23 protein-coding genes and 1 pseudogene are annotated in these 21,303 nt (G+C 73.2%); 11 read left to right on the plus strand and 13 right to left on the minus strand.

Translation table 11 applies throughout. The features are described from left to right. Nucleotides 1–112: 112 nt before the first annotated feature. Together mmuM and ACIP8Z_RS29275 are read right to left on the minus strand one after the other, a co-directional pair. A complete protein-coding gene (gene mmuM, locus ACIP8Z_RS29270; RefSeq protein WP_402088694.1) occupies nt 113–1,030 on the minus strand; it encodes a homocysteine S-methyltransferase in 918 nt (305 codons plus the stop codon). Between the two features lie 13 nt (nt 1,031–1,043). Continuing rightward, on the minus strand, nt 1,044–1,967 hold the full coding sequence (locus ACIP8Z_RS29275; RefSeq protein ID WP_402088697.1) for an LLM class F420-dependent oxidoreductase: 924 nt from the start codon (nt 1,965–1,967) through the stop codon (nt 1,044–1,046). Nucleotides 1,968–2,216: 249 nt separating this feature from the next. On the opposite strand from ACIP8Z_RS29275, the gene ACIP8Z_RS29280 reads away from it, so the two are divergent. After that, on the plus strand, nt 2,217–2,483 hold the full coding sequence (locus tag ACIP8Z_RS29280) for a hypothetical protein (protein ID WP_402088699.1): 267 nt from the start codon (nt 2,217–2,219) through the stop codon (nt 2,481–2,483). A gap of 38 nt (nt 2,484–2,521) precedes the next feature. Here ACIP8Z_RS29280 and ACIP8Z_RS29285 read toward each other — a convergent pair whose 3' ends face one another. The 4 genes from ACIP8Z_RS29285 to ACIP8Z_RS29300 all read right to left on the minus strand — a co-directional run bounded on the left by ACIP8Z_RS29285 (nt 2,522) and on the right by ACIP8Z_RS29300 (nt 5,430). After that, nucleotides 2,522–3,007, minus strand: a complete 486-nt coding sequence (locus ACIP8Z_RS29285) for a DUF6099 family protein (RefSeq protein WP_229312887.1) — start codon at nt 3,005–3,007, stop codon at nt 2,522–2,524. A 127-nt stretch (nt 3,008–3,134) separates the two neighbouring features. Then, nucleotides 3,135–3,527 (minus strand): nucleotide pyrophosphohydrolase, encoded by a 393-nt coding sequence (locus ACIP8Z_RS29290; protein ID WP_402088702.1) that lies wholly within the window; start codon nt 3,525–3,527, stop codon nt 3,135–3,137. A gap of 75 nt (nt 3,528–3,602) precedes the next feature. Next, nucleotides 3,603–4,943, minus strand: coding sequence for an ATP-binding protein (locus ACIP8Z_RS29295; protein ID WP_402088705.1), 1,341 nt, complete (start codon nt 4,941–4,943; stop codon nt 3,603–3,605). Nucleotides 4,944–4,998: 55 nt separating this feature from the next. Further along, a complete protein-coding gene (locus tag ACIP8Z_RS29300; RefSeq protein WP_030322791.1) occupies nt 4,999–5,430 on the minus strand; it encodes a cell division protein SepF in 432 nt (143 codons plus the stop codon). 202 nt (nt 5,431–5,632) lie between these two features. Here ACIP8Z_RS29300 and ACIP8Z_RS29305 point away from each other — a divergent pair, with 202 nt between their 5' ends. Further along, on the plus strand, nt 5,633–6,115 hold the full coding sequence (locus tag ACIP8Z_RS29305; RefSeq protein WP_402088708.1) for a VOC family protein: 483 nt from the start codon (nt 5,633–5,635) through the stop codon (nt 6,113–6,115). A 79-nt stretch (nt 6,116–6,194) separates the two neighbouring features. Here the strand turns inward: ACIP8Z_RS29305 and ACIP8Z_RS29310 are convergent, their stop codons facing one another. After that, nucleotides 6,195–7,133, minus strand: a complete 939-nt coding sequence (locus ACIP8Z_RS29310) for a LysR family transcriptional regulator (RefSeq protein ID WP_402088711.1) — start codon at nt 7,131–7,133, stop codon at nt 6,195–6,197. A gap of 71 nt (nt 7,134–7,204) precedes the next feature. Here ACIP8Z_RS29310 and ACIP8Z_RS29315 point away from each other — a divergent pair, with 71 nt between their 5' ends. Beyond that, nucleotides 7,205–7,867, plus strand: coding sequence for a maleylpyruvate isomerase family mycothiol-dependent enzyme (locus ACIP8Z_RS29315; RefSeq protein ID WP_402088714.1), 663 nt, complete (start codon nt 7,205–7,207; stop codon nt 7,865–7,867). Between the two features lie 21 nt (nt 7,868–7,888). On the opposite strand, the pseudogene ACIP8Z_RS29320 reads toward ACIP8Z_RS29315, so the two are convergent. Together ACIP8Z_RS29320 and ACIP8Z_RS29325 are read right to left on the minus strand one after the other, a co-directional pair. Then, nucleotides 7,889–9,117, minus strand: a pseudogene (locus tag ACIP8Z_RS29320) (PLP-dependent aminotransferase family protein). A gap of 102 nt (nt 9,118–9,219) precedes the next feature. Further along, nucleotides 9,220–9,909: a GntR family transcriptional regulator gene (locus ACIP8Z_RS29325; RefSeq protein WP_402088716.1), complete on the minus strand. Its 690-nt coding sequence runs from the start codon at nt 9,907–9,909 to the stop codon at nt 9,220–9,222. 174 nt (nt 9,910–10,083) lie between these two features. Here ACIP8Z_RS29325 and ACIP8Z_RS29330 point away from each other — a divergent pair, with 174 nt between their 5' ends. After that, on the plus strand, nt 10,084–11,331 hold the full coding sequence (locus ACIP8Z_RS29330; protein WP_402088719.1) for an SLC13 family permease: 1,248 nt from the start codon (nt 10,084–10,086) through the stop codon (nt 11,329–11,331). 73 nt (nt 11,332–11,404) lie between these two features. Beyond that, nucleotides 11,405–11,860 carry a tellurite resistance TerB family protein gene (locus tag ACIP8Z_RS29335; protein ID WP_030322780.1) on the plus strand — a complete coding sequence of 152 codons (456 nt, stop codon included), beginning with the start codon at nt 11,405–11,407 and terminating at the stop codon, nt 11,858–11,860. A 15-nt stretch (nt 11,861–11,875) separates the two neighbouring features. Here ACIP8Z_RS29335 and ACIP8Z_RS29340 read toward each other — a convergent pair whose 3' ends face one another. Together ACIP8Z_RS29340 and ACIP8Z_RS29345 are read right to left on the minus strand one after the other, a co-directional pair. Continuing rightward, a complete protein-coding gene (locus ACIP8Z_RS29340; RefSeq protein ID WP_402088721.1) occupies nt 11,876–12,886 on the minus strand; it encodes a M56 family metallopeptidase in 1,011 nt (336 codons plus the stop codon). A gap of 5 nt (nt 12,887–12,891) precedes the next feature. After that, entirely contained in the window at nt 12,892–13,296 is a 405-nt protein-coding gene (locus ACIP8Z_RS29345; RefSeq protein WP_319321300.1) for a BlaI/MecI/CopY family transcriptional regulator, read from the minus strand. Nucleotides 13,297–13,452: 156 nt separating this feature from the next. On the opposite strand from ACIP8Z_RS29345, the gene ACIP8Z_RS29350 reads away from it, so the two are divergent. After that, nucleotides 13,453–13,947, plus strand: a complete 495-nt coding sequence (locus tag ACIP8Z_RS29350) for a hypothetical protein (protein ID WP_402088724.1) — start codon at nt 13,453–13,455, stop codon at nt 13,945–13,947. A 111-nt stretch (nt 13,948–14,058) separates the two neighbouring features. Continuing rightward, nucleotides 14,059–15,489 (plus strand): flotillin family protein, encoded by a 1,431-nt coding sequence (locus tag ACIP8Z_RS29355; RefSeq protein ID WP_402088727.1) that lies wholly within the window; start codon nt 14,059–14,061, stop codon nt 15,487–15,489. Between the two features lie 106 nt (nt 15,490–15,595). Here ACIP8Z_RS29355 and ACIP8Z_RS29360 read toward each other — a convergent pair whose 3' ends face one another. Both ACIP8Z_RS29360 and ACIP8Z_RS29365 read right to left on the minus strand, forming a co-directional pair. Continuing rightward, nucleotides 15,596–16,870, minus strand: a complete 1,275-nt coding sequence (locus ACIP8Z_RS29360; RefSeq protein WP_402088729.1) for a cation:proton antiporter — start codon at nt 16,868–16,870, stop codon at nt 15,596–15,598. A 7-nt stretch (nt 16,871–16,877) separates the two neighbouring features. Further along, nucleotides 16,878–17,348, minus strand: a complete 471-nt coding sequence (locus ACIP8Z_RS29365) for a cation:proton antiporter regulatory subunit (RefSeq protein WP_073906505.1) — start codon at nt 17,346–17,348, stop codon at nt 16,878–16,880. A gap of 213 nt (nt 17,349–17,561) precedes the next feature. Between ACIP8Z_RS29365 and ACIP8Z_RS29370 the strand changes: the two genes are divergently transcribed. The 4 genes from ACIP8Z_RS29370 (at nt 17,562) to ACIP8Z_RS29385 (ending at nt 21,268) form a co-directional block, all read left to right on the plus strand. Then, nucleotides 17,562–18,512, plus strand: a complete 951-nt coding sequence (locus ACIP8Z_RS29370) for a histidine kinase (RefSeq protein ID WP_402088732.1) — start codon at nt 17,562–17,564, stop codon at nt 18,510–18,512. Beyond that, on the plus strand, nt 18,509–19,195 hold the full coding sequence (locus tag ACIP8Z_RS29375) for a response regulator (protein ID WP_402088735.1): 687 nt from the start codon (nt 18,509–18,511) through the stop codon (nt 19,193–19,195). The genes ACIP8Z_RS29370 and ACIP8Z_RS29375 overlap by 4 nt, the downstream gene beginning before the upstream one ends. 183 nt (nt 19,196–19,378) lie before the next feature. Continuing rightward, nucleotides 19,379–19,822, plus strand: coding sequence for a hypothetical protein (locus ACIP8Z_RS29380; RefSeq protein ID WP_402088738.1), 444 nt, complete (start codon nt 19,379–19,381; stop codon nt 19,820–19,822). A 168-nt stretch (nt 19,823–19,990) separates the two neighbouring features. After that, nucleotides 19,991–21,268 (plus strand): Cmx/CmrA family chloramphenicol efflux MFS transporter, encoded by a 1,278-nt coding sequence (locus ACIP8Z_RS29385; RefSeq protein ID WP_402088740.1) that lies wholly within the window; start codon nt 19,991–19,993, stop codon nt 21,266–21,268. Nucleotides 21,269–21,303: the final 35 nt, after the last annotated feature.

The raw sequence follows: 21,303 nt of genomic DNA on the forward strand, positions 1-21,303 counted from the left end.
TTCCGAGTATGGTTCGCCGTTCCCCTCCCGACCAGGCATTTTCCCGTGGCCGGACCCCGCGGCGGCGCCGGTGCCGGGGTCCGGGCCGACGGCGGACCCGGCGGGGGCGCGGTCAGCCCTCGCCCTCGCCGGTGACCAGGGACGTGCCGAGGGCGGAGATCGTCGCCGGGCCGACCCGGCAGCACCCGCCGATGAGCCGGGCGCCGGACGCGGCCCAGTCGGTGGCCCGGGCCGGATCGAAGGCGATGTCGCCGCGCCAGCCCCGCGCGCGGGCGTCCCAACGCTCCCCGCTGTTGGGGTAGACCACGGCCGGCTTCCCGGTCACGGCGACGGCGAGCTCCACGGCGGGTCCGGCCTCCGCCGGGTCGCAGCAGTTGACCCCGACGGCGACGACCCGGTCGTTCCCCTCGGCGACCGCGAAGGCCTCCGCCAGGTCCTGCCCGGCCCGGGTCCGCCCGCCCTCGACCGTGTACGAGAGCCACACCGGCACCCCACACCCCTCGGCCGCCCGCAGCAGCGCCTCCGCCTCGGTCACGTCCGGAACGGTCTCCAGCGCCAGCACGTCCGGCTCCGCCGCCGCCAGCGCCTCGATCCGGGGCCGGTGGAACGCCTCCAGTTCCCGCACGGACAGCCCGTACCGTCCCCGGTACTCGCTCCCGTCCGCGAGCATCGCGCCGTACGGCCCCACGGACCCGGCGACCCACACCCCCGCCCCCGCCCCCGCCGCCGCGGCCCGGGCGAGCTCCACGCTCCGCGCGATCAGCCGCGCCGCCTCCTCCCGGTCCACGCCCCGCCGGGCGAAGCCCTCGAAGGTGGCCTGGTAGCTGGAGGTGATGAGCACCCGGGCGCCGGCCCGTACGTACGCCGCGTGGGCCGCCTCGATCTGCTCGGGTCCGTCGGCCAGGAGCCGCGCGGACCAGAGCGCGTCCGACAGGTCGCAGCCCTGTGCCTCCAGCTGGTTGGACAGCCCGCCGTCGAGGACGAGGACCCCCGCCCCGAGGGCTTCGGCGAGCGTACGGACCGGCTTCATCGGATCACCCCGCTCATCCCAGCTGCGACTGGACCCGCGCCGAGATCAGCTCCAGGTGGTCCAGATCGTCCAGGTCGAGGACCTGGAGGTAGACCCGGGAGGATCCGATCGCCGCGTACCGCCCGATCTTGTCGACGACCTCGGCGGGCGAACCCGCCAGACCGTTCGCCTTCAGCTCGTCAACGTCCCGCCCGATCGCGGCGGCCCGCCGGGCGACCTCCGCGTCGTCCTTGCCGACACAGACGACCAGGGCGTTGGAGTACACCAGGTCGTCGGGTGCCCGCCCTGCCTCCTCGGCCGCGGCCCTGACCCGGCCGAACTGCCGCTCGCTGTCCCCGATCGAGGCGAACGGGATGTTGAACTCGTCCGCGTACCGCGCGGCCAGCCGCGGCGTACGGCTCGCGCCGTGACCGCCGATCAGGACCGGGATCCTGTCCTGCGCGGGCTTGGGCAGCGCCGGGGAGTCGCTGAGCCGGTAGAACTCTCCCTCGTAGCTGAAGGTCTTGCCGATCTCGGTCTCCCACAGACCGGTGACGATCGCCAGCTGCTCCTCGAGCCGGCCGAACTTCTCCTTCGGGAACGGAATGCCGTAGGCCTTGTGCTCCTCCTCGAACCAGCCCGCGCCGAGCCCGAGTTCGACGCGTCCGCCGGACATCCGGTCCACCTGGGCGACCTGGATGGCGAGCACGCCGGGGAGCCGGAAGGTCCCGGCCGTCATCAGGGTGCCGAGGCGGATCCGCTTGGTCTCCCGGGCGAGCCCGGCCAGGGTGATCCAGGCGTCGGTCGGTCCGGGCAGTCCGTCGGCGGAGCCCATGCTGAGGTAGTGGTCGGAGCGGAAGAAGGCGTCGAATCCGAGCTCCTCGGTGGCCCTGGCCACCGTGAGGAGGGTGCCGTAGTCGGCCCCCTGCTGGGGTTCGGTGAAGATACGGAGATCCATGCCTCCATCCTGCACCGTCGGGTGCGTGTCAACCTCTCCGTCAGCTCCTTGCGCGCCCCGGCTCGGTCGGGTGAATATCCCGCCCTCCGGCGGGCCGCGTCCGCCCCGGCCAGTGACCGGGGCCCGGCACCCGTCGTTGGCTCGGGCGGAGCCGGACCGCCCGGCCCGCGTGCCGGCGGCCGCTGCCGGTGCGTCGCTCTCTCTCGTGGCCCCGTCCTCGGCGGCGGGGTCCGGGCCGAGGAGGCCCCCATGTCCCAGGAAGCCGCGCCGGAGCAGGCCGTGCCCGAACACCCGGCGCCGCGGTCCGTGCCCGAGCAGAAGGGCGCCGGCGCCCCCAAGGGCCTGCTCCAGCAGATGGAAGAACTGATGGCGGCGCTCTCGGCCGACCTCAACCAGCTGGACGCCGACCTCCAGTCCACGTCCGACCGCCTCGCTCCGGACCCGTCCCCGTCCGACCGCCCCGCTCCGGACCGGGCCGCCCACCACAAGACCGATCCCCACCAACCCCAGCCCTAGCACCAGACACCAGCCCCAGCAGCCCAGCCGTACGCCGTTCACCACCGGCCCCGTCCGGGGCCCGCGCGGCCCCGGGCGGCGTCGGGCGGGCGGGCCCGCTCCCCGTCCCGCACGGCGAGGCGCCGCAGCATCCCGCGGACCCGGTCGCTCGACTCGTCGGCGGCGTCGATGGCCTCGATGCACTGCCAGTAGAGCCCCTCCTCGTCGGTGGCGCAGGCCACGCCGACCAGCGCGATGCCCACCTCCCCGAGCAGCTCCCCGAGCGCGGTCAACGCCCCGCGCGGGTCCGCCACCTCCGACAACCGGGCCGCACGCGGCCCACCGGCACCCCACGCCGGGTACTCCCCGATCTCGCTCAGTCCCCGCGCCTCGCCGCGCAGTTCCTGCGGTCCGCAGAGCGCGAGATGATTCCCTATCGCCTGGGCGAGCGCCTGTGCCTGCCAGGCCTCCGCCACGATGTCCTGCGCCGATCCGCTCTCCGCCAGCGCGTGCCGGCCAAGCGCGACGAGTCGTTCCGCTTCCATCAACGCCGCCCCCGTTCGTACGACTTATCTGCCCACTGAGTCCACTACCCAGAGTGAGGCGGCCTGAGCCCCAACACCAGGGGAATTCGGAAATCTGTGGACAGGAGGCTCGACGGGGAAAAGTCGATCACTCCGAAGAGTGACGATCTCTGCTCGAATCCCCTTCCTCACCCCCTTCCCCCCGCCCTCCGCCCCGCCTCCGGACGGGAAATCGGACCTCGTTCCGGTCGATCTTGGCCGCGAGCGCGGCCAGCGGATCGACCCCGAGCACGTCACAGAACTGGAGGAGGTAGGCGAGGACGTCCGCCACCTCGTCGGCGACCCGGTGCGCCGACTCCGGGTCGTCCATCACCCGCTCCGCCTGCTCGGGGGTCAACCACTGGAAGATCTCCAGGAGTTCGGCCGCCTCCACGCTGAGCGCCGCCGCCAGGTTCTTGGGCGTGTGGTAAGGCCGCCAGTCGCGGGCCGCCGCGAACTCGGCCAGCCTGCGCTGCAGTCCCGCTACGTCGTTGTCCGTCACCCGCCCAGGTCTACCACCGAGCCCGTCACCTCGGCCGTGCCACGAGGCCCGGTCTCGGCCGTGCCACCAGTCCCGTCACTCGCCGAGCTCCACCACCGTCGCCCCGGGCGTCCGGCGGGCCTGCGCCGCCGCCCGCTCCCCGACCGTGCCGGCCACCCGGATGTGCCCGTCGGCGGCGATGCCCGTGGCGAGGCCGAGCAGTTCGCCGACCTGCCGCTCGTCGAGCCCGCGGTCGAGGCCGTCGGCGAGCAGCGCGAGGGACTGCATGGCCTCGGGCACCTCGGCGATCCGGTCCATCTCCAGGATGCCGGGGCCCGTGAGCAGCGTCAGCGCGAGCGCGAGATAGCGCAGTTCCCCGTCCCCGAGCCGGGCGAGCGGGGTCGCGGGCCGGCCGCCCCGTTCGAGTACGGCCCGAACGGTGCCCTCCGGGAGTTCCCGCACCCCGAGTCCGGTGACGGGTCCCACGCAGCCCGCCGCCGCCACGGCCGCGAGGCGGTGGTGCCGGCGCGGGCAGTCCGTGTGGGTGCGGTGCAGGACCTCGGCGAGGTTGCCGCAGTCGCGCCGCAGCCGCCCCTCGCCCGGCGGTACGGGAGCACGCATCCGCTCGGGCCGGGGGTCGCAGGCGAACGCGGACCGCAGCCCGACCACCACCTGCTCGGCGGCGGCGAGCACTTCGAGCTGTCCGGGGGTCTTGCCGGCGACCCGCAGCGGCAGCAGGGCCGTACCGAGGAGGTCGTCGGGGAAGGGGGCCCGGGTGACGGGCGTGGTGCCGGCGGTGTGCCACTCGGCCTGGACGGTGGGGCGGCCCGGGTCGCGCAGGGCGGTGGCGAGGAGGGTGCGGCCCCGGCCGGTGAGCCGTTCGCCGACGATACGGAGCCGTGGTTCGGCCTGGACGGCGAGGTCCAGGTGGACCGGGCCCTCGGGTCCGTCGACCGTGCACCCGATGCGGAAGCCGCGTCGGCCCTGGGCGTCGGGCCGGGCCCGCTCGGGGACGCAGTGGGCCGCGTCGGGGAACACCTCGTCGAGGGTGTCACCCGCGCTGAGCCGGGCCAGTGCCTCGTACGCCCGCAGGGTGGTGGACTTTCCGCTGCCGCTGGGCCCGGTGAAGAGGGTGACCGGCCCCAGGGCGTGCACGGCGGAGCGGTGACCGGCGAACGCGGACAACCGCAGCTCGGTGACGGCGGGCCGCGCCCGGAGTCCCCCGCCGCCTCCCCCACGGGCGGACCCCTTCTCGGCCCTCCGCCCGGCCCCGCCCTGCGGCGGCAGCCGCGGCGCGGCCCCCGCGGAGGAAGTGCCGCCGGACGGTGCCTCCACGGAGGACGCGCCACCGGACGGTACGCCCAGGGAAGGGGCGCGGGAGGAAGGGGCAGTCGTGGAGGAGGAGTGGTCGAGCGTGAAGCCACCGGTGAGGTCCATGCCCGGACCGTACGCAGTCCGTTCCCTGACGAACCGTTACGGCTAGATGACCTTCCTACGATCGGGGGACGCCGGCGGTCCGGCCGCCCACGACACCCTCCTCGTCCTCGCCTTCCGCACCCTCGACCTCCGTACCGGCCGGGGCGAGGAGAAAGACGTTCCGGTCGACGCGGTGCATCCCGCTGCCGAGACCGAAGACCACACCACTGCTGAAGTCGAGGATGCGCTTGGCGACCTCGGTGTCGGCGCTCGTCAGGTCGAGGAGCACCGGGATCTGTGCGATGAGGTACTCGGCGACCTCGCGGGCGTCGGCGAACACCTGCACGCGGAGCACGACCATGCGGCGCTGCTCGGCGGATTCGTACTGCTCGGGGATCGTGCGGTGGTCGACCCTGGACGGCCATTCGTCACGGCCGCGCAGGGGCACGACCTGGGCGAGGCCCTCCCACTGCTCGTCGGTGACGTCGTACCTCTCGTACCTACTCATGGGGACATCCTCCCGCTCCTCACCCGTTCGGCCCAACAACGACACGAGGTGATGGCCAGGTGGGGGTGGCGGGCCCGATGGCCGGGTGAGGGCGCCGGGTCTCGTCTCTCGGGGAGCCGGGTCCTTCTAGGCCATGAACCGTCCTATATCGGGGCTAGCGTCGTCATCCCGTCGAGGCACGCGCGTCCCAGGAGGCAGTCAGATGTCCGTCGATCCCGTTCCCCAGGGCTACCACACGGTGACGCCGTGGATCATCTCGCGCGACACCGTGCGGCTCATCGACTTCCTGAAGCGGGCCTTCGGCGCGGCGGAGCTCGCGTGCCTGACCGGCGAGGACGGGAGCGTCCAGCACGCCGAGGTCCGGATCGGCGACTCGGTGGTGATGATGTTCGACGCGCGACCGGAGTGGCCGGCGACCCCCGGCTTCCTCCGTCTGTACGTGGACGACGCCGACGCCGCGCACCGGCGGGCCGTCGCGGCCGGCGGCACCTCGGTCACCGAGGTCACCCATCTGTTCTTCGGCGACCGGGTCGGACGCGTACGTGACCCGCTGGGCAACCTGTACTGGATCCAGACCCGTGTGGAGGACGTGAGCCCTGAGGAGATGGAACGTCGTCTCGGCGACCCGGAGTTCACCGAGGCCATGGAGTACGTCCAGAGCGCCGACTTCTTCCCCGGCGACTGAGAGCCGCGGGACGGAGCACGGCTCGCGGCCGCCCCGCGGCTCAGGACCGACCGGCCGGCTCCCGCGCCCGCCATGCGGCTCAGGACCGACCGGCCGGCTCCTCGATGGGACGGGGCTTCGGGAGGGCTTCGCGCAGGCGGTCGAGGAGGACTCTGGCCGCGGGGCTCGAAGGGCCGGTGGCCTGCCAGGCGAGCGCGAGGCGGCCGCGCATCTCGGGCTCGACGATCCGCAGGGTGCGGAGCCGCCCGTCGGAGGGTGGTCCGTCCTCTCCGGCAGGTAGTACGGCGACGCCGAGGCCCCGCGCGGCGAGCCGCGCCGGCACGTCCGGTGCCGCCGCCTCGAAGGTGACCCGGGGCCGGAACCCCGCCTGCGCACAGCCTCGTTCGAGCGCGGCGCGCACCCCGGTGCCGCGCGGCAGGCAGATCAGCGGCCGGTCGCGCAGGGCGGCGAGCGGCACGGTCGTGCCGTCGACGTGGGCGAGCAGCGGATCGCCGGGCGCGACGAGGGCGACCAGGGGGACGTCGATCACCAGCTGGAAGGCGGCTCCCGGCGGTGGCTCCGCCACCGCGGTCCCGAGGAAGGCGATGTCGAGCTCGCCGGCGAGGAGCGCGGCCCGCATGCGTTCCGTGGTGTCCTCGGTGAGGGCCACCTCCACCGAGGGGTGGTCCTCGTGGAAGTCCGCGAGGAAGCCGGCGATGTCGAAGGCGTGCCCGGCGCCGCCGGACACCAGGCCGAGGGTGACCCGGCCGCGCAGCAGTCCCGTGTACGCGTCCACCGTCTGCCGCACGGCGTCCGCGGCGGCCAGTGCGGCGCGGGCGTAGGGCAGGACGGCCCGGCCGACCTCGGTCGGCGTCACCGAACGGCCGGAGCGGTCGAGCAGCGGCTGCCCCAACTCCTTCTCCAGCTGCCGGATCTGGGCGCTGAGGCCGGGCTGGGCCAGGTGGAGCCGGGCCGCGGCCCGGGTGAATCCGCCCTCCTCGACGACGGAGACGAAGTAGCGCAGCTGACGAAGCTCCATAAGCGTCGATTCTAGGTGGCAGCAGAACCATCTATTGGCGTTGTCGTCTGGCGGGCCTCAGGGTGGGTCCCATGGAGAAGGCCACAGCCCGCAAGGGGAACAGCACCGAGGTCAGGGCCGCGATCGCGGCCGAACGCCGGGAACTGGCGGACCTGTTCGACGATCTGCCGTGCGCGCGCTGGAACGAGCGGAGTCTGTGCGCGGGTTGGCGTGTCCGTGAGGTCGCGGCGCACATGTCGATGGGGTTCCGGCTCTCCCTGCCCGCGACGCTGGGCGCCTTGGTCAGGGCTCGCGGGAACCTCCACCGCATGACCGACCGGGTGGCGCGCAGGGACGCGGCCGCCCATTCCACCACCGCGCTCGCCGCGTTCCTGCGGGAGAACGCCGACCACCCGTGGACGCCACCGGTCGGCGGGTTCGCGGCGGCACTCGGCCATGACGTGGTGCACGGCCTGGACATCACCGTCGCTCTCGGCCTCGACCGGCGTGTCCCCGAGGACCGGCTGCGCATCCTGCTGGACCAGATCCGGCCCAGCGGCCTGAGGTTCTTCGGCGCCCGCCTCGACGGGGTGCGGCTGTGCGCCGAGGACCTCGACTGGTCGTACGGCGCCGGCACCCCCGTGTTCGGCAGCGCCCAGGACCTCCTGCTGCTGGCCTACGGCCGCAGGCTTCCGGCCGGCCGGCTCCGCGGGGAGCCGAGCGGCCGCTTCACCCGGCCCGCCGACGAGGCGTGATCCGGGCGGGGGGGGGAACAGCTACTTGCCGAAGCTCTTGGCGAGCCTGTGCAGGCCCTCCCTGATCTCGTCGGCCGAATGCGTGGTGAACGAGAGCCGCATCGCGCCCGGGTCCGGCTCGCCGCAGAAGAACGGTGCCCCCGGCACGTACGCCACCTCATGGCCGACCGCGGTCTTCAGGAGCGCCGTCGCGTCGTGGCCGGCGGGCAGCGTCGCCCAGATGAACATGCCGCCGTCCGGCCGGTTCCACCGGCTGCCCTCGGGCAGCGCGGCCGGCAGGCCTTCGAGCATGGCGTCCCTGCGCTCCTGGTACGCGGCCCGTATCACCGCGACGTGCGCGTCGAGATCGCTGTCGCGCAGATAACGCGCGGCCGCGGCCTGGTCGATGGTCGAGGTGTGCAGGTCGGCGGCCTGCTTGGCGATCACGCAGGCGCGCCGGAGGCCGGCGGGGGCGCGCAGGTAGCCGAGCCGGAGGCCGGGGGCCATCACCTTGGAGAAGGAGCCGAGCAGCACGGTGCGGTCGGCGGCCGCGGGGTCGGCGGCGATCCAGGGGACGCGCTCACCGTCGTACCGCAGCTCGCCGTACGGATCGTCCTCGACGATCCAGAACCCGGTCCGCGCGGCGGCCCTGGCGACGGCGGTACGGCGCTCGGCGGGGAGGGTACGGCCCGTGGGGTTCTGGAAGGTGGGCACGAGATAGAGGAGGGCCGGCTTCTCTCGGGCCGCGATCTCCTCCAGGGCCTCCGGGATGATGCCGTCGTCGTCGGTGGGTACGGGAACGACCCGCGCGCCGGCGAAGCCGAAGGTCTGGAGGGCGGCGAGGTAGCAGGGGTCCTCGACGAGCACCACGGCGCCCGGTTCGACGAGGGCGGTGGTGAGGAGGGTGAGTGCCTGCTGCGAGCCCGTCGTGACGAGCAGGTCGTCGGGGCCGGTGGGGAGTGCACGTGCGGCCAGCCGGGCGGCGATGGCGGCACGCAGCTCCGGGTCGCCCTCGGTGGTCGAGTACTGGAGCGCGTACTCCGGGTTCTCCGTGAGGACCTTGTCGTACGCCGACCGGATGCCCGCGACGTCGAACAGCTCGGGGGCGGGCAGGCCGCCGGCGAACGAGATCACCTCGGCCGCGCGGTCAGCGCCAGGATCTCGCGTACCGGCGAGGCGCCGACGCCGGCCAGCCGGGAGGCGGTGGCCGGCGCGGGAGCGGCGGAGACGGAGGCGGGGGCGTGCGCGGACTCGGCGGCGGCAGGGAGCATGCCGTCAGCATATAGAGACCGCCGATACTGTCCAGGCTGTCCGAACTCCGGTCACCACATGGCCGGTTGAGGCTGCGGGAGGATGGCGGGCGCGCCCGTCGGCTACCCCCGCCGTCCGACCGGTTCGTCGCGGCCCTCGGCCCACAGCGACCGTACGTGCCCGAGGTGACGCCGCATGCACGCCTCGGCGCCACGCGCGTCTCCGGCGATCATCAGGTCGAGGAGTTCGAGGTGCTCCTCGGCGGAGGAGACGAGCTTGCCCGCCTCGTCCAGACCGGTCAGACCGTAGAGCCGGGAGCGCTTGCGCAGGTCCCCCACCGTCTCGACCAGCCGGTCGTTGCCGGAGAGCGCGAGCAGCGCGAGGTGGAAGCGGCGGTCCGCCTCCAGATAGCCGATGAGGTCGTGCCCCCGGGCGCACGAGACGATCTCCTCGGCGATCGGGCGCAGCGCCTCCAGCTGCTCGCGGTCCGCCTTCCTCGTGACCCGCCCGACGGTGGGCACCTCGATGAGGGTGCGCAGTTCGGTGAACTGGTCGAGGTCCCGCTCGCTGACCTCGGTGATGCGGAATCCCTTGTTGCGGACGGGTTCGACCAGGCCCTCCCGCGCCAGGTCGAGCATGGCCTCGCGGACCGGGGTCGCGGAGACGCCGAGGTCGCTCGCGAGTCCGGGGGCCGAGTAGACCTGGCCGGGGCGCAGTTCGCCGGCGATGAGGGCCGCGCGGAGGGCGTGCCCGACCTGGTCGCGGAGCCGCTCCTGGGCTCTGACGAGACCGTACTGTTTCAGGTCACCCATCGTGCGTCCTCCGAGAAGTCACGGGGGTGCATCGTACAATGTCACGTTTCTCCGGGGCCCAGGAAGTACGCCGAGGAAGTACGGGGCGAAGGAACGCGGCGGCAGCACGGGGCGGGGAGTCCCGTCGCGCACCCCCCTGCGGAGCCGCTCCGGCCGACCCGGATCATCGAACGCATGCTCGCTCCGTCCGTTTCCGTGCTCGCCCTGGCCGTGGTGCTGATCTGCGCCGTCGTCCGCCCGTTCCGCCTGCCCGAGGCGGTCTTCGCCGTACCCGCCGCCGGCGCCGTGCTCGCCGTGGGCGCGGTCACCCCCGAGGCCGTACGCGAGGAGGCGGAGCGCCTCGGGCCGGTGATCGGATTCCTGGCGGCCGTCCTCGTCCTCGCCAAGCTCTGCGACGACGAAGGGCTCTTCCACGCCTGCGGCACCTGGATGGCCCGCTGGTCCCGCCGGCGCCCGCAGCGACTGCTCGGCGCCGTCTTCGCCCTCGCCTCGCTGATCACCGCCGTCCTGAGCCTCGACGCGACGGTGGTCCTGCTCACCCCGGTGGTCTTCGCGACGGCCGCCCGGATGGGGGCCCGGCCCGGGCCCCACGCCTACGCGAGCGCCCATCTGTCCAACACGGCCTCGCTGCTCCTGCCGGTCTCGAACCTCACGAACCTGCTGGCGTTCACGGCCACCGGGCTCGGCTTCACCCGGTTCGCGCTGCTGATGCTGCTCCCCTGGCTCGCCGCGATCGCCGTCGAGTACGGCGTCTTCCGCCGCTTCTTCGCGCGCGACCTGGCTGCCGCGGCCGCCCCCACCGACCCTCCGGCCCCCGTGGCCGTCCCCCTCTTCGCCCTGCTCACCGTGGCCGGAACCCTGGGCGGCTTCGCCCTCGCCTCGGCGACGGGGGTGGATCCGGCGTGGGCGGCCGCGGCGGGCGCCACCGTGCTCGCCGTACGGGCGCTGGCCCGCCGCAGCACCTCTCCACGCGCGCTCGTGGGCTCGGCGGCGCTGCCGTTCCTGGCGTTCGTCCTGGCGCTGGGGATCGTCGTCCGGGCCGTCGTCGACAACGGGCTCGGCACCGCCCTCTCCCATGTCCTCCCCGACGGCACCTCGCTGCCGGCCCTGCTCGGTACCGCCGCCGTGGCCGCGATCCTGGCCAACCTCATCAACAACCTCCCGGCGACCCTCGCCCTGGTCCCGCTCGCGGCGGCCTCGGGCCCCGGCGCGGTGCTCGCCGTGCTGCTGGGGGTGAACATCGGCCCCAACCTCACGTACGCGGGCTCCCTCGCCACGCTCCTCTGGCGCCGCATCGCCCACGAGCACGACCACCCAGTCGGCCTCGGGGAGTTCACCCGCCTCGGCCTCCTGACGGTGCCGGCCACCCTCACCGCGTCGACGGTGGCGCTGTGGGCCTCGCTCCAGCTTCTCGGCGTCTGACGGTCCCCGGGAACTCCACATCCCGCCGCTACGTTCTACAAGACCGTAGAAGTTATCGACGTCTGGAGTGCTCATGGCCCTGTGGGACCGCATCAAGGAATCCGCATCGACGATGCAGACCCAGCTGGTGGCGAAGAAGAACGACCTGAAGAGCGGCGCGTTCCGGGACGCGAGCATGGCCATGTGCGCGCTGGTCGCCGCCGCCGACGGGACGATCGACCCCGCCGAGCGCCGCCGGGTCGCCCAGCTCATCTCGACCAACGAGGTGCTGCAGAACTTCGACGCGCTCGACCTTCAGCGGCGCTTCGACGACAACCTGAACAAGCTGACGGCCGACTTCGACTTCGGCAAGGTGAGCGTGCTCCAGGAGATCGCCAAGGCGAAGAAGAAGCCTGCCGAGGCCCGCGCCGTCATCCAGATCGGCATCGTCATCGGCGGCGCCGACGGCGACTTCGACAAGACGGAGCAGGCCGTGGTCCGCGAGGCCTGCTTCACGCTGGACCTGCCGCCGCACGAGTTCGACCTCTGACGGGGACTCCCGCGGCTACATCGGCGAGGCGGCCCCGCGCAGCACCAGGTAGAGCGTGACCGCCGAGTTCGCCGAGGACAGCGCCGACACGGTCGCGCCGAAGGCGGCGCACCAGGCGGCGAGGCCGACGGCCGTGCCGGCCGGTGGCCACGCGCGGCCGGCCGGGGCCGGGCGCATCAGGGCAGCGACCCGTCGGGGCACCGGTCCGGCGTCGCCGCCCGTCAGTGCGGGGAGGCCGGCGGCCGGAGCGCGGGGCGCGAGGAGGGCCGCCTTGCCGATCGCTCGGGCGACGGAGCGGCGGCTGCCGACCTCGGCGGCCGCCTCCTCGTCGGCCCAGCGCTCGGCGGTGAAGGAGACGGCGGTACGCAGCGGCCGCAGGAACGGGTTGGCGCGGGCCGCGAGATGGACCGTCAGGAGGTGCCGGTGGTGCCGCCCGGCCAGATGGGCCCGCTCGTGGGCGAAGAGCGCCCGCCGTTCGGCGGGGGCGAGGCCCGCGAGCATCCCGGTGCTGACCACGACCCGGCCACGGCCCTTGCCTCTGCCTCTCCCCCCGCCCCGCACCTGACGGCGGCCGTGGTCCCGCCCCCCGCCCCGTACCGGGCCGCCGGCCACCGCGTAGGCGTACGGCGTACGGTCCGGCAGCACGGCGACGGGTGTCGGCGGCAGCCCACCGAGGGCCGCCGCGACCCGGCGCCTTACCCGCACCTGACGCCAGGCCGCCGCACCGCACGAGACCAGGACGGCGAGCAGCGCCGGGATGGCCGCGCGGCCGGCGATCTCGTCGTACGGGACGGCCGCGCGCACATCGGGGTCCGACCAGCTGTCGGGGAGCGGGTTGCCGGGGAGTTGTGCGGTGCCCACGATCATGAGCAGGCCCAGGCAGAGGGTGCTGCACACGGCGGAGACACCGGCGACGGCGGCCAGCAGCCGCGTCGCGGTACGGGGGTGGAGCCGCTGCTCGGCGAGGCGGGCGACCGGCCAGGCGGTGAGCGGAAGGACCAGGGGAAGGAAGACGAAGACTCCCATGGCGGCTAGCCTTCCTCCTCCTCGGCGGCCTTGGAGAGCAGTTCACGAAGGAGTCGCTCCTCGTTCGGCGAGAGGCCGGTGACGAAGCTGGCGAGAACCGCCTGGCGGTCCGCCTCCGCGTCGAGCACCTTCCGCATCCGCAGCGCAGCGAGCCCGGCCTCGTCGGCGACCGCCGTCCACCGGAAGGAACGGCCGGCGCGCTCGCGTTCGACGGCGCCCTTCGCCCGGAGGCGGGTGAGGATGGTGATGACGGTGGTGTAGGCGAGACCGCCGCCGAGGCGTTCGCGAACCCATGCCACGGGCACGGGTTCGGACGCCTCGCGCAGCACGGCGAGCACCTGGGACTCCAGTTCGCCCTGCCCGCGCCTGCGCGCGGAGGGCTCCGCTCCGCCCTCGCCCCGGTCCGTCACGACGCCCTCCTCCACGTAAGAACAACAGCCCATCGTACTGAACGGCCGGGCCGCTCCCGGGAATCATTGGGTGCTGGCACCCATGTCCTACGCGCTCCTTACATGGAACAATTCAGGAATAGCGGAGGATCGCGGGGAATCAAGGGGGATCGGCGCGTGGAATGGTTTCTGGGATTCGGTATCGCGGGGCTGATCGTCCTGGCACTCTCCCTCGTCTTCGACGGCGTCCTGGAAAGCATCGGCGGCGGCCTCGACGGATTTCTCTCGCTCCCGGTGATCGCCGGATTCGTGTCGGCGCTCGGATTCACGGGCGCGATCACGACGGGCGCGGCCGGAGCCGGGGCGGTCGTCGCGACCCTCGCCGGCATCGCCGCGGGCGCCCTGGCGGGCTGGGCGACCTGGCGGTTCAGCCGGGCGCTGCTCCGGGACGGCGACGCGCGCGCACCGCGGGGCGAGGACCTGACGGGCACGTCGGGAGCGGTCGTCACGGCGATTCCGGCCGGGGGCTACGGCGAGGTGCTGCTGTATCTGGCGGGCCAGCCGGTGAAGTACGCGGCGAAGGCGGCCGCGCCGGTCGAGCGGGGCGCCGAGGTGTGGGTGGAGTCGGTGCTGTCGGCGACGTCGGTCACGGTCCGCCCTGTGGAGCGCTGACCTCCGCGTCCGCGCCGCGCCCCGATGCACGGCCCTTTTCATCGAGTTCATCCATCTCATTCATCTCATTCATTCATTCGGTTCGCTCACCTCATTCGAAGGGATTTCTGCATGAGTCCTGTCCTGACCGCTGTCGTGGGAATAGTCGTCCTCGTCGTCCTGCTCGGCCTCGTCGTCGTCACGCGCTACAAGGTGGCCGGCCCCAGCGAGGCCTTCATCATCACCGGTCGGCGCGGCAAGAAAGCCACCGACCCGGCCACCGGGCGGGTGTTCACCGACAACAGCGGCCAGAAGGTCGTGGTCGGTGGCGGTGTGTTCGTCGTCCCGTTCGTGCAGCAGAAGTTCACGCTCGACCTGTCGAGCCGGCACATCCCGGTCGCGGTACGCGGCGCGGTCACCCTGCGCGGTGTGAAGGCCAACCTGGAGGGTGTCGCGATCGTCAAGGTCGGCGGCACCGAGGACTCGATCCGCGCGGCCGCGCAGCGGTTCCTGATGCAGCAGGACGGCATCGTCGGCTTCACCCAGGAGGTGCTGTCGGGCGCCCTGCGGTCCATCGTGGGCCGGATGTCGGTCGAGGACATCATCCGGGACCGGGCCGCGTTCGCCGGTCAGGTCGCCGAGGAGGCGGAGGCCAGCCTCTCCGGCCAGGGCCTGGTCCTCGACGCCTTCCAGATCCAGGACATCACCACCGAGGGCTCGTACCTGGAGGACCTCGGCCGCCCCGAGGCCGCCCGCGCCAAGCAGGAGGCGGACATCGCCGAGGCCGTCGCGCGGCGCGCCGCCGAGCAGGCCAGGCTGAAGGCGGAGGAGGAGATCGCCATCGCGCAGCGGACCCTCTACCTGAAGCAGGCCGAGATCAAGGCCCAGACGGACGAGGCCGCCGCCCAGGCGAACGCCGCGGGCCCGCTCGCCGAGGCCGCCCGCCAGCAGGACATCCTGACCGAGCAGGAGAAGGTCGCCGCGCGTCAGGCCGAGCTGACCGACCGCCAGCTCGACACCCAGGTCCGCAAGCCCGCCGACGCCGCCCGCTACCAGGCCGAGCAGGAGGCCGAGGCCCGCCGTATCGCCCTGGTCAAGGAGGCCGAGGCGGACGCCCAGCGGGCCAGGCTCACCGGTGAGGGCGAGAAGGCGCACCGCGCGGCCCTCGCCGACGCCGTACGCATCGAGGGCGAGGCCCAGGCCGCGGCGATCGCCGCGAAGGGCTCCGCCGAGGCCGAGGCCATGCAGAAGAAGGCCGACGCCTACGCCCGGTACGGGGACGCGGCCGTCCTCCAGATGCTCGTCGAGGTCCTGCCCCAGGTCGTGGCCAAGGCGTCCGAGCCGCTGTCGGCCGTCGAGAAGATGACGGTCATCTCCACGGACGGGGCGAGCCAGTTGTCCCGCACGGTCGCGGACAACGTCGCCCAGGGCATGGAACTCCTCTCCTCCACGACCGGGGTGGACCTCGCGCAGCTGCTCCAGGGCATCACGCGGAAGCAGCCGACCAGTCAGCCGGTGGAGCGGACCGCGCCGCAGGGGGAAGCGATCGAGATCGCGGGCTGAGCGGTCCGGGCGGACGCAGCGGACTCAGCAGTCGTGGCAGTCGCGGCGGACTCAGCTGTCGCAGCTGTCGCGGCCGAACGGTCCTGCTGCGACAGGCCTCCCGCGTTCACACGCGGTCGGAGGCGGACCCGGGCTCGGGTACGCGTACGGGCTCGGATCCTGTCTCCGGCTCCGATGCCGGCGCCGACTCCCGTACGGTCACGCCCTCCGGGGCCGACGGCTTTCGTCGTCCTCGGAGGAGGTACGCGGCGATCGGCTCCGTGTAGCGGGCGGTGAGCGGCCCGATCACCACGAGGATCAGCACGTACGCCGTGGCGAACGGCCCGAGCTGCGGTTGCACCCCCGCGGTGACGGCGAGGCCCGCTATGACGATGGAGAACTCGCCGCGCGCCACCAGCGTGCCGCCCGCCCGCCAGCGCCCCTTGACCCCGATGCCGGCGCGCCGCGCGGCCCAGTGACCGGTGGCGATCTTGGTCAGTGCGGTGACGACGGCCAGGGCGAACGCCGGGAGGAGCACCGGCGGGATGCTGGCGGGGTCGGTGTGCAGTCCGAAGAAGACGAAGAACACCGCGGCGAAGAGGTCGCGCAGGGGGCTCAGCAGGGCGTGGGCCCCGTCGGCGACCTCCCCGGAGAGGGCGATGCCGACGAGGAACGCGCCGACGGCCGCGGAGACCTGGAGCTGCTGGGCGACACCGGCGACGAGCAGCGTCAGGCCGAGGACGACGAGGAGCAGCTTCTCCGGGTCGTCGCTGGACACGAACCGCGAGATCAGCCGTCCGTAGCGGACGGCGACGAACAGCACGGCGCCGGCCACCCCCAGGGCGATGGCGAGCGTGGCGCTGCCCGCCGCGAGCCCCACCCCGGCGAGCAGGGCCGTGATGATGGGAAGGTAGACGGCCATGGCGAGGTCTTCGAGGACCAGGATGCTGAGGATGACCGGTGTCTCGCGGTTGCCGAGGCGTCCGAGGTCCCCGAGGACCTTGGCGATGACGCCGGACGACGAGATCCAGGTGACGCCCGCCAGGACGACGGCGGCGACCGGCCCCCAGCCGAGGAGCAGCGCGGCGGCGGCGCCGGGCAGGGCGTTGAGGGCGAAGTCGACGAGCCCGGCCGGGTACTGGGTCTTGAGGTTGGAGACGAGGTCGCTCGCCGTGTACTCCAGGCCGAGCATCAGGAGCAGGAGGATCACCCCGATCTCGGCGCCGATGGCGACGAACTCCTCGCTGGTGCCGAGCGGCAGCAGGCCGCCCTTGCCGAAGGCGAGCCCGGCGAGGAGGTAGAGGGGGATCGGGGAGAAGCTGAACCGGCCGGCGAGCCGCCCGAGCAGGCCGAGACCGAGGATGATGGCGCCGAATTCGATCAGGAAGACCGCGGAGTGCACGCCGCCCTCACTCCCGACCGAGGATCGCGGCGGCCGCGTCGACGCCCTCGCGGGTGCCGATGACGATGAGGGTGTCGCCGCCGGCGAACCGGAAGGCGGGCGTCGGGGACGGTACGGCCCCGGAGCGGCGCAGTACGGCGACGATCGAGGCGCCGGCGTCGGTGCGCATCCGCGTCTCGCCGAGCAGCCGCCCGTTCCAGTACGAGTGGGCGGACAGCTCGATGCGTTCGGCGACGAGCCCCAGGTCGGTGGTGTGCAGGACGTTGGGGCTGTGGTGCGCGGGGAGCAGCGCGTCGATCAGCGAGGCGGTCTCGGCCTCGGTGAGGTGGAGCGACTGCGCGCAGGCGTCGGGGTCGTCGCCCCGGTAGACGTTCACGGTCCGGGTTCCGTCGCGGTGCGCGATGACCGACAGTTGGCGGTGCTCCCGGGTGGTGAGGTCGTACTGGACGCCTATGCCGGGCAGGGGTGTCGTTCTCATCCGCGGAGCAGGCAAGGGCCCGTCCCTTCCATTGTCATGTCAAAGGGTGATCAGGTCGGTGGTCGGGGGCCATCGTGCCACCCGTCGGGAGGCCCGGAACATGGGTGTCGGCACGGATGGACAAGGCACCGGAAACTGGTCAGGATGAGGCGGGGACATGGATCCCGCCGCAGGTCAGAGCCCCGGAGCAGGCAAAGGGAGAGAGTCGCAACCGTGTCGCTGTACTGGCGCATCTTCCTTCTCGACGCCTCGGTGCTTGTCGTCGCCGTCCTGCTGTTGCTGGGCCCGGTCACCGTCTCCACGCCCGTTCTCCTGGGTGAGGCGATCGTGCTCGTGGCGGGTCTCGTCGGGATGCTCCTCGCGAACGCGTTCCTGCTGCGGCTCGGCCTGGCGCCGCTCCAGCGCCTCACCCGGGCGATGCGGACCGCGGACCTGCTGAGGCCGGGGCGGCGGGCGGCGGTGGCGGGGCGCGGCGAGCTCGCCGACCTGACGCGTACGTTCAACACGATGCTCGACCGGCTGGAGGCCGAGCGAGCCGTGAGCACCGCCCGGGTCCTCTCCGCGCAGGAGGAGGAGCGGCGGCGGATCGCGCAGGAGCTGCACGACGAGGTGGGGCAGACCCTCACGGCGGTACTGCTCCAGCTGAAGCACGCCGCGAACCACGCTCCGGAGGAGCTGCGCACCGAACTCCACCAGGCGCAGGAGACGACCCGGACGAGCCTGGACGAGATCCGCCGCATCGCGCGCCGACTGCGCCCGGGGGTGCTGGAGGAGCTGGGGCTGCACAGCGCGCTCAGATCGCTGGCCTCGGAGTTCTCGACGCCGGGCCTGACGGTACGGGCCCACATCGAGTCGGGCCTGCCGAAGCTCGACCACGCGACGGAGCTGGTGCTCTACCGCGTGGCGCAGGAGGGGCTCACCAACACGGCCCGGCACGCGGGCGCGGCCCGGGTGGATCTGCGGCTGCGCCGGCTGCCCCACGGCGGGGTCGGCCTCCTGGTCAAGGACGACGGCCGGGGAATCGGCCGGGCGCCGGACGGCGCGGGCCTCAGCGGCATGCGGGAACGAGCCCTGCTGATCGGCGCGGAGCTGACGATCCGCGAAGGCGAGGACGGCGGTACGGAAGTCCACTTGAGCACACCGAGCGCTGAGGCGACGCCATGACGGACCCCACACCCCCCGCGGCCCCGGCAGTCCCGCCCCCCACCCGGATCCTCCTCGCGGACGACCACGCGCTGGTCCGCGGCGGAGTACGCCTGATCCTGGACGCGGAGCCCGACCTGACGGTCGTCGCGGAGGCGGCGGACGGCGCGGAGGCGGTGGCCCTGGCCCGCTCCGAGTCCGTCGACCTGGCTGTCCTGGACATCTCGATGCCCCGTATGACGGGCCTGCAGGCGGCCCGCGAACTGAGCCGCCTCCAGCCGGAGCTGAGGATCCTGATCCTCACGATGTACGACAACGAGCAGTACTTCTTCGAGGCCCTGAAGGCAGGCGCGAGCGGCTACGTCCTGAAGTCGGTGGCGGACCGCGACCTGGTGGAGGCCTGCCGGGCGGCGGTCCGCGACGAGCCCTTCATCTACCCCGGCGCGGAGACGGCCCTGATCCGCACCTACCTCGACCGCGCCGAGCAGGGCAGGCCCCTGCCGGACAAGGCCGTGACGGAGCGCGAGGAGGAGATCCTCAAGCTGGTCGCGGAGGGCCACAGCTCCAAGGAGATCGGCGATCTCCTCGTCATCAGCCCGAAGACGGTGGAACGCCACCGCGCCAACCTCCTCCAGAAGCTCGGCATGCGTGACCGCCTGGAGCTGACCCGGTACGCGATCCGGGTGGGCCTGATCGAACCCTGACGCACAAGGGTCACCGGGGCCGGGCGTCTTCAGGCGCCGGGGACTCCGGGGCCCGGTGCCTTCAGGCGCCGGGGGCTCGTGGGCCGGGTGTCTTCAGGCGCCGGGGACTCCGGGGCCCGGTGCCTTCAGGCGCCGGGGGCTCGTGGGCCGGGTGTCTTCAGGTGCCGGACCTTCCTCGGCGAGGTGCTCGGCGGTCCGACGCACTACACCGAGCGGCACGGCGGCTACCCCCACATGGTCTCCCGGCATCGGGGCCGGGCCATCAAGCCCGAGCAGCGGGCCCGCCGGGTGGAGCTGATGCTGACGGCGATGGACGAAGTGGGGCTGTCCGAGGACGCCCAGTTCCGCCCGCCTTCGTCGGTGACATCGAGTTCGGCTCGCGCCGCGCGATGGCCAACTCCCAGCCGGACGTCGGCCCCACCCGTCCTACCACCATCAAGAAGTGGGGCTGGGGCGGGGGCGTACCCGGTGAGGAGTGATCCACCGGCCGGCGGGGCCCCTCCGCGTCCCGGTATCGGCAACAAATGTTGTCCTTCCGCGCAGCCCGGTTCCAGCATGGGCGTCACTGGTGATCACCACGATCCGGCGGACCGCCGAGGCCGGCAGACCGGCGCGCACCCGCCCTGATCCGTATGCCCGAACCGTCAGAACGAGGAGTCCGCTCATGCGTTTGGCCACCCCCGGGGCCGTGCGACGTGTCCCCCCGCGCCCCACCGCCACCCCGCGCCCCACCGCCGTCCCACACCTCGCCCCGAGCCCCAACCTCGCCGTCACCCAGCCGGAGGGTGGCCACCGATGAGCGTCCGGACCGAACCGCACGAGGCCACCGTCCCGAAGGCCAACGGCAGGCTGCCGCTCGCCGTCTATCTGCTCGCGTTCAGCCTGTTCGCGATGGGCAGCGCCGAGTTCCTGCTCGCCGGTGTCCTCCCGGACATCGCCGACGACCTCGACATCTCGCTGTCGTCCGCCGGTGCCCTCATCTCGGCCTTCGCCATCGGCGTGGTGATCGGCGGCCCGCCGCTCGCGGTGCTGACCCTGCGCTGGCCGCGCCGTACGACCCTGGTGATCTCGCAGGCCGTGTTCGCGGCCGGGGTGGCCGTCGGTCTGCTGACCGACGACTTCACCGTGCTGCTCGTCACCCGCTTCCTGATCGGCCTGGCGTACGCCGGGTTCTGGGCGGTCGCCGCGGTCACCGCGATCTCCCTCGTGACCCCCGACCGCACCGCCCGGGCCTCCGGCGTGGTGGTCAGCGGCCTCAGCATCGCGATGGTCGCGGGTGGCCCGGCCGGCGCCTTCCTCAGCCACTTCACCGGCTGGCAGGGCGGTTTCTGGGCGGTGGTCGCGCTCACCGCGCTGGGCGCGATCGCCACGATCGTCGCCGTGCCGGCCACCAAGGCGGCCCAGGAGCCCAGCGTGAAGCGTGAGCTGCGGACGATGCGACAGCCGCAGCTGTGGGTGGTGTACGCCGCGACCCTGCTCAGCACCGCCGCGTACATGATCTCGTACAACTACCTCACGGCCTTCCTCACGGACGTCACCGGTGTCGACTCCGTGTGGGTGCCCGGCGTCCTCGTCCTCTTCGGCGTCGGGGCCTTCATCGGGCTCTCCATCGGCGGTCGGATCGCCGACGGGCGCCCCCACCACGCCCTGCTCGTCGGGGCCGGCGGGATCCTCGTCTGCTCCGTGCTGCTCGCGCTCCTCGCCGACCACGCCGTGGCCGTCGTCCCCCTGGTCCTGCTCCTGGGCGTCGCCGGCTTCGTCCTCAACCCGGCGGTCTACGGGCGGGTGTTCACCGTGGCGGCGGGGGCGCCGACGCTCGCCGGTGCCACCGCCGTCTCCATGTTCCAGCTCGGCATCAGCGTGGTCCCCGTCCTCGCGGGCGTGGCGCTCGGCGCCGGTGCCGGTCTGACCTCGATCCCGTGGCTGGGTGCGGGACTCGCCGTCCTCACGATCCCGGTCGTGCTGGTCGAGCGCACGATGGCCCGCAACCGGGCCGCCCGCGACACCGGGCCCGCGAGCGCGACAGCGAGCGCGAGCGCCACCGCGAACGCCCGGGCGGTCGCGGACAACTGATTCACCGTCATCACCGACGGCGAGAACGCCGACGT

Source organism: Streptomyces sp. NPDC088553 (assembly GCF_044752965.1).
Classification (GTDB): Bacteria; Actinomycetota; Actinomycetes; order Streptomycetales; family Streptomycetaceae; genus Streptomyces.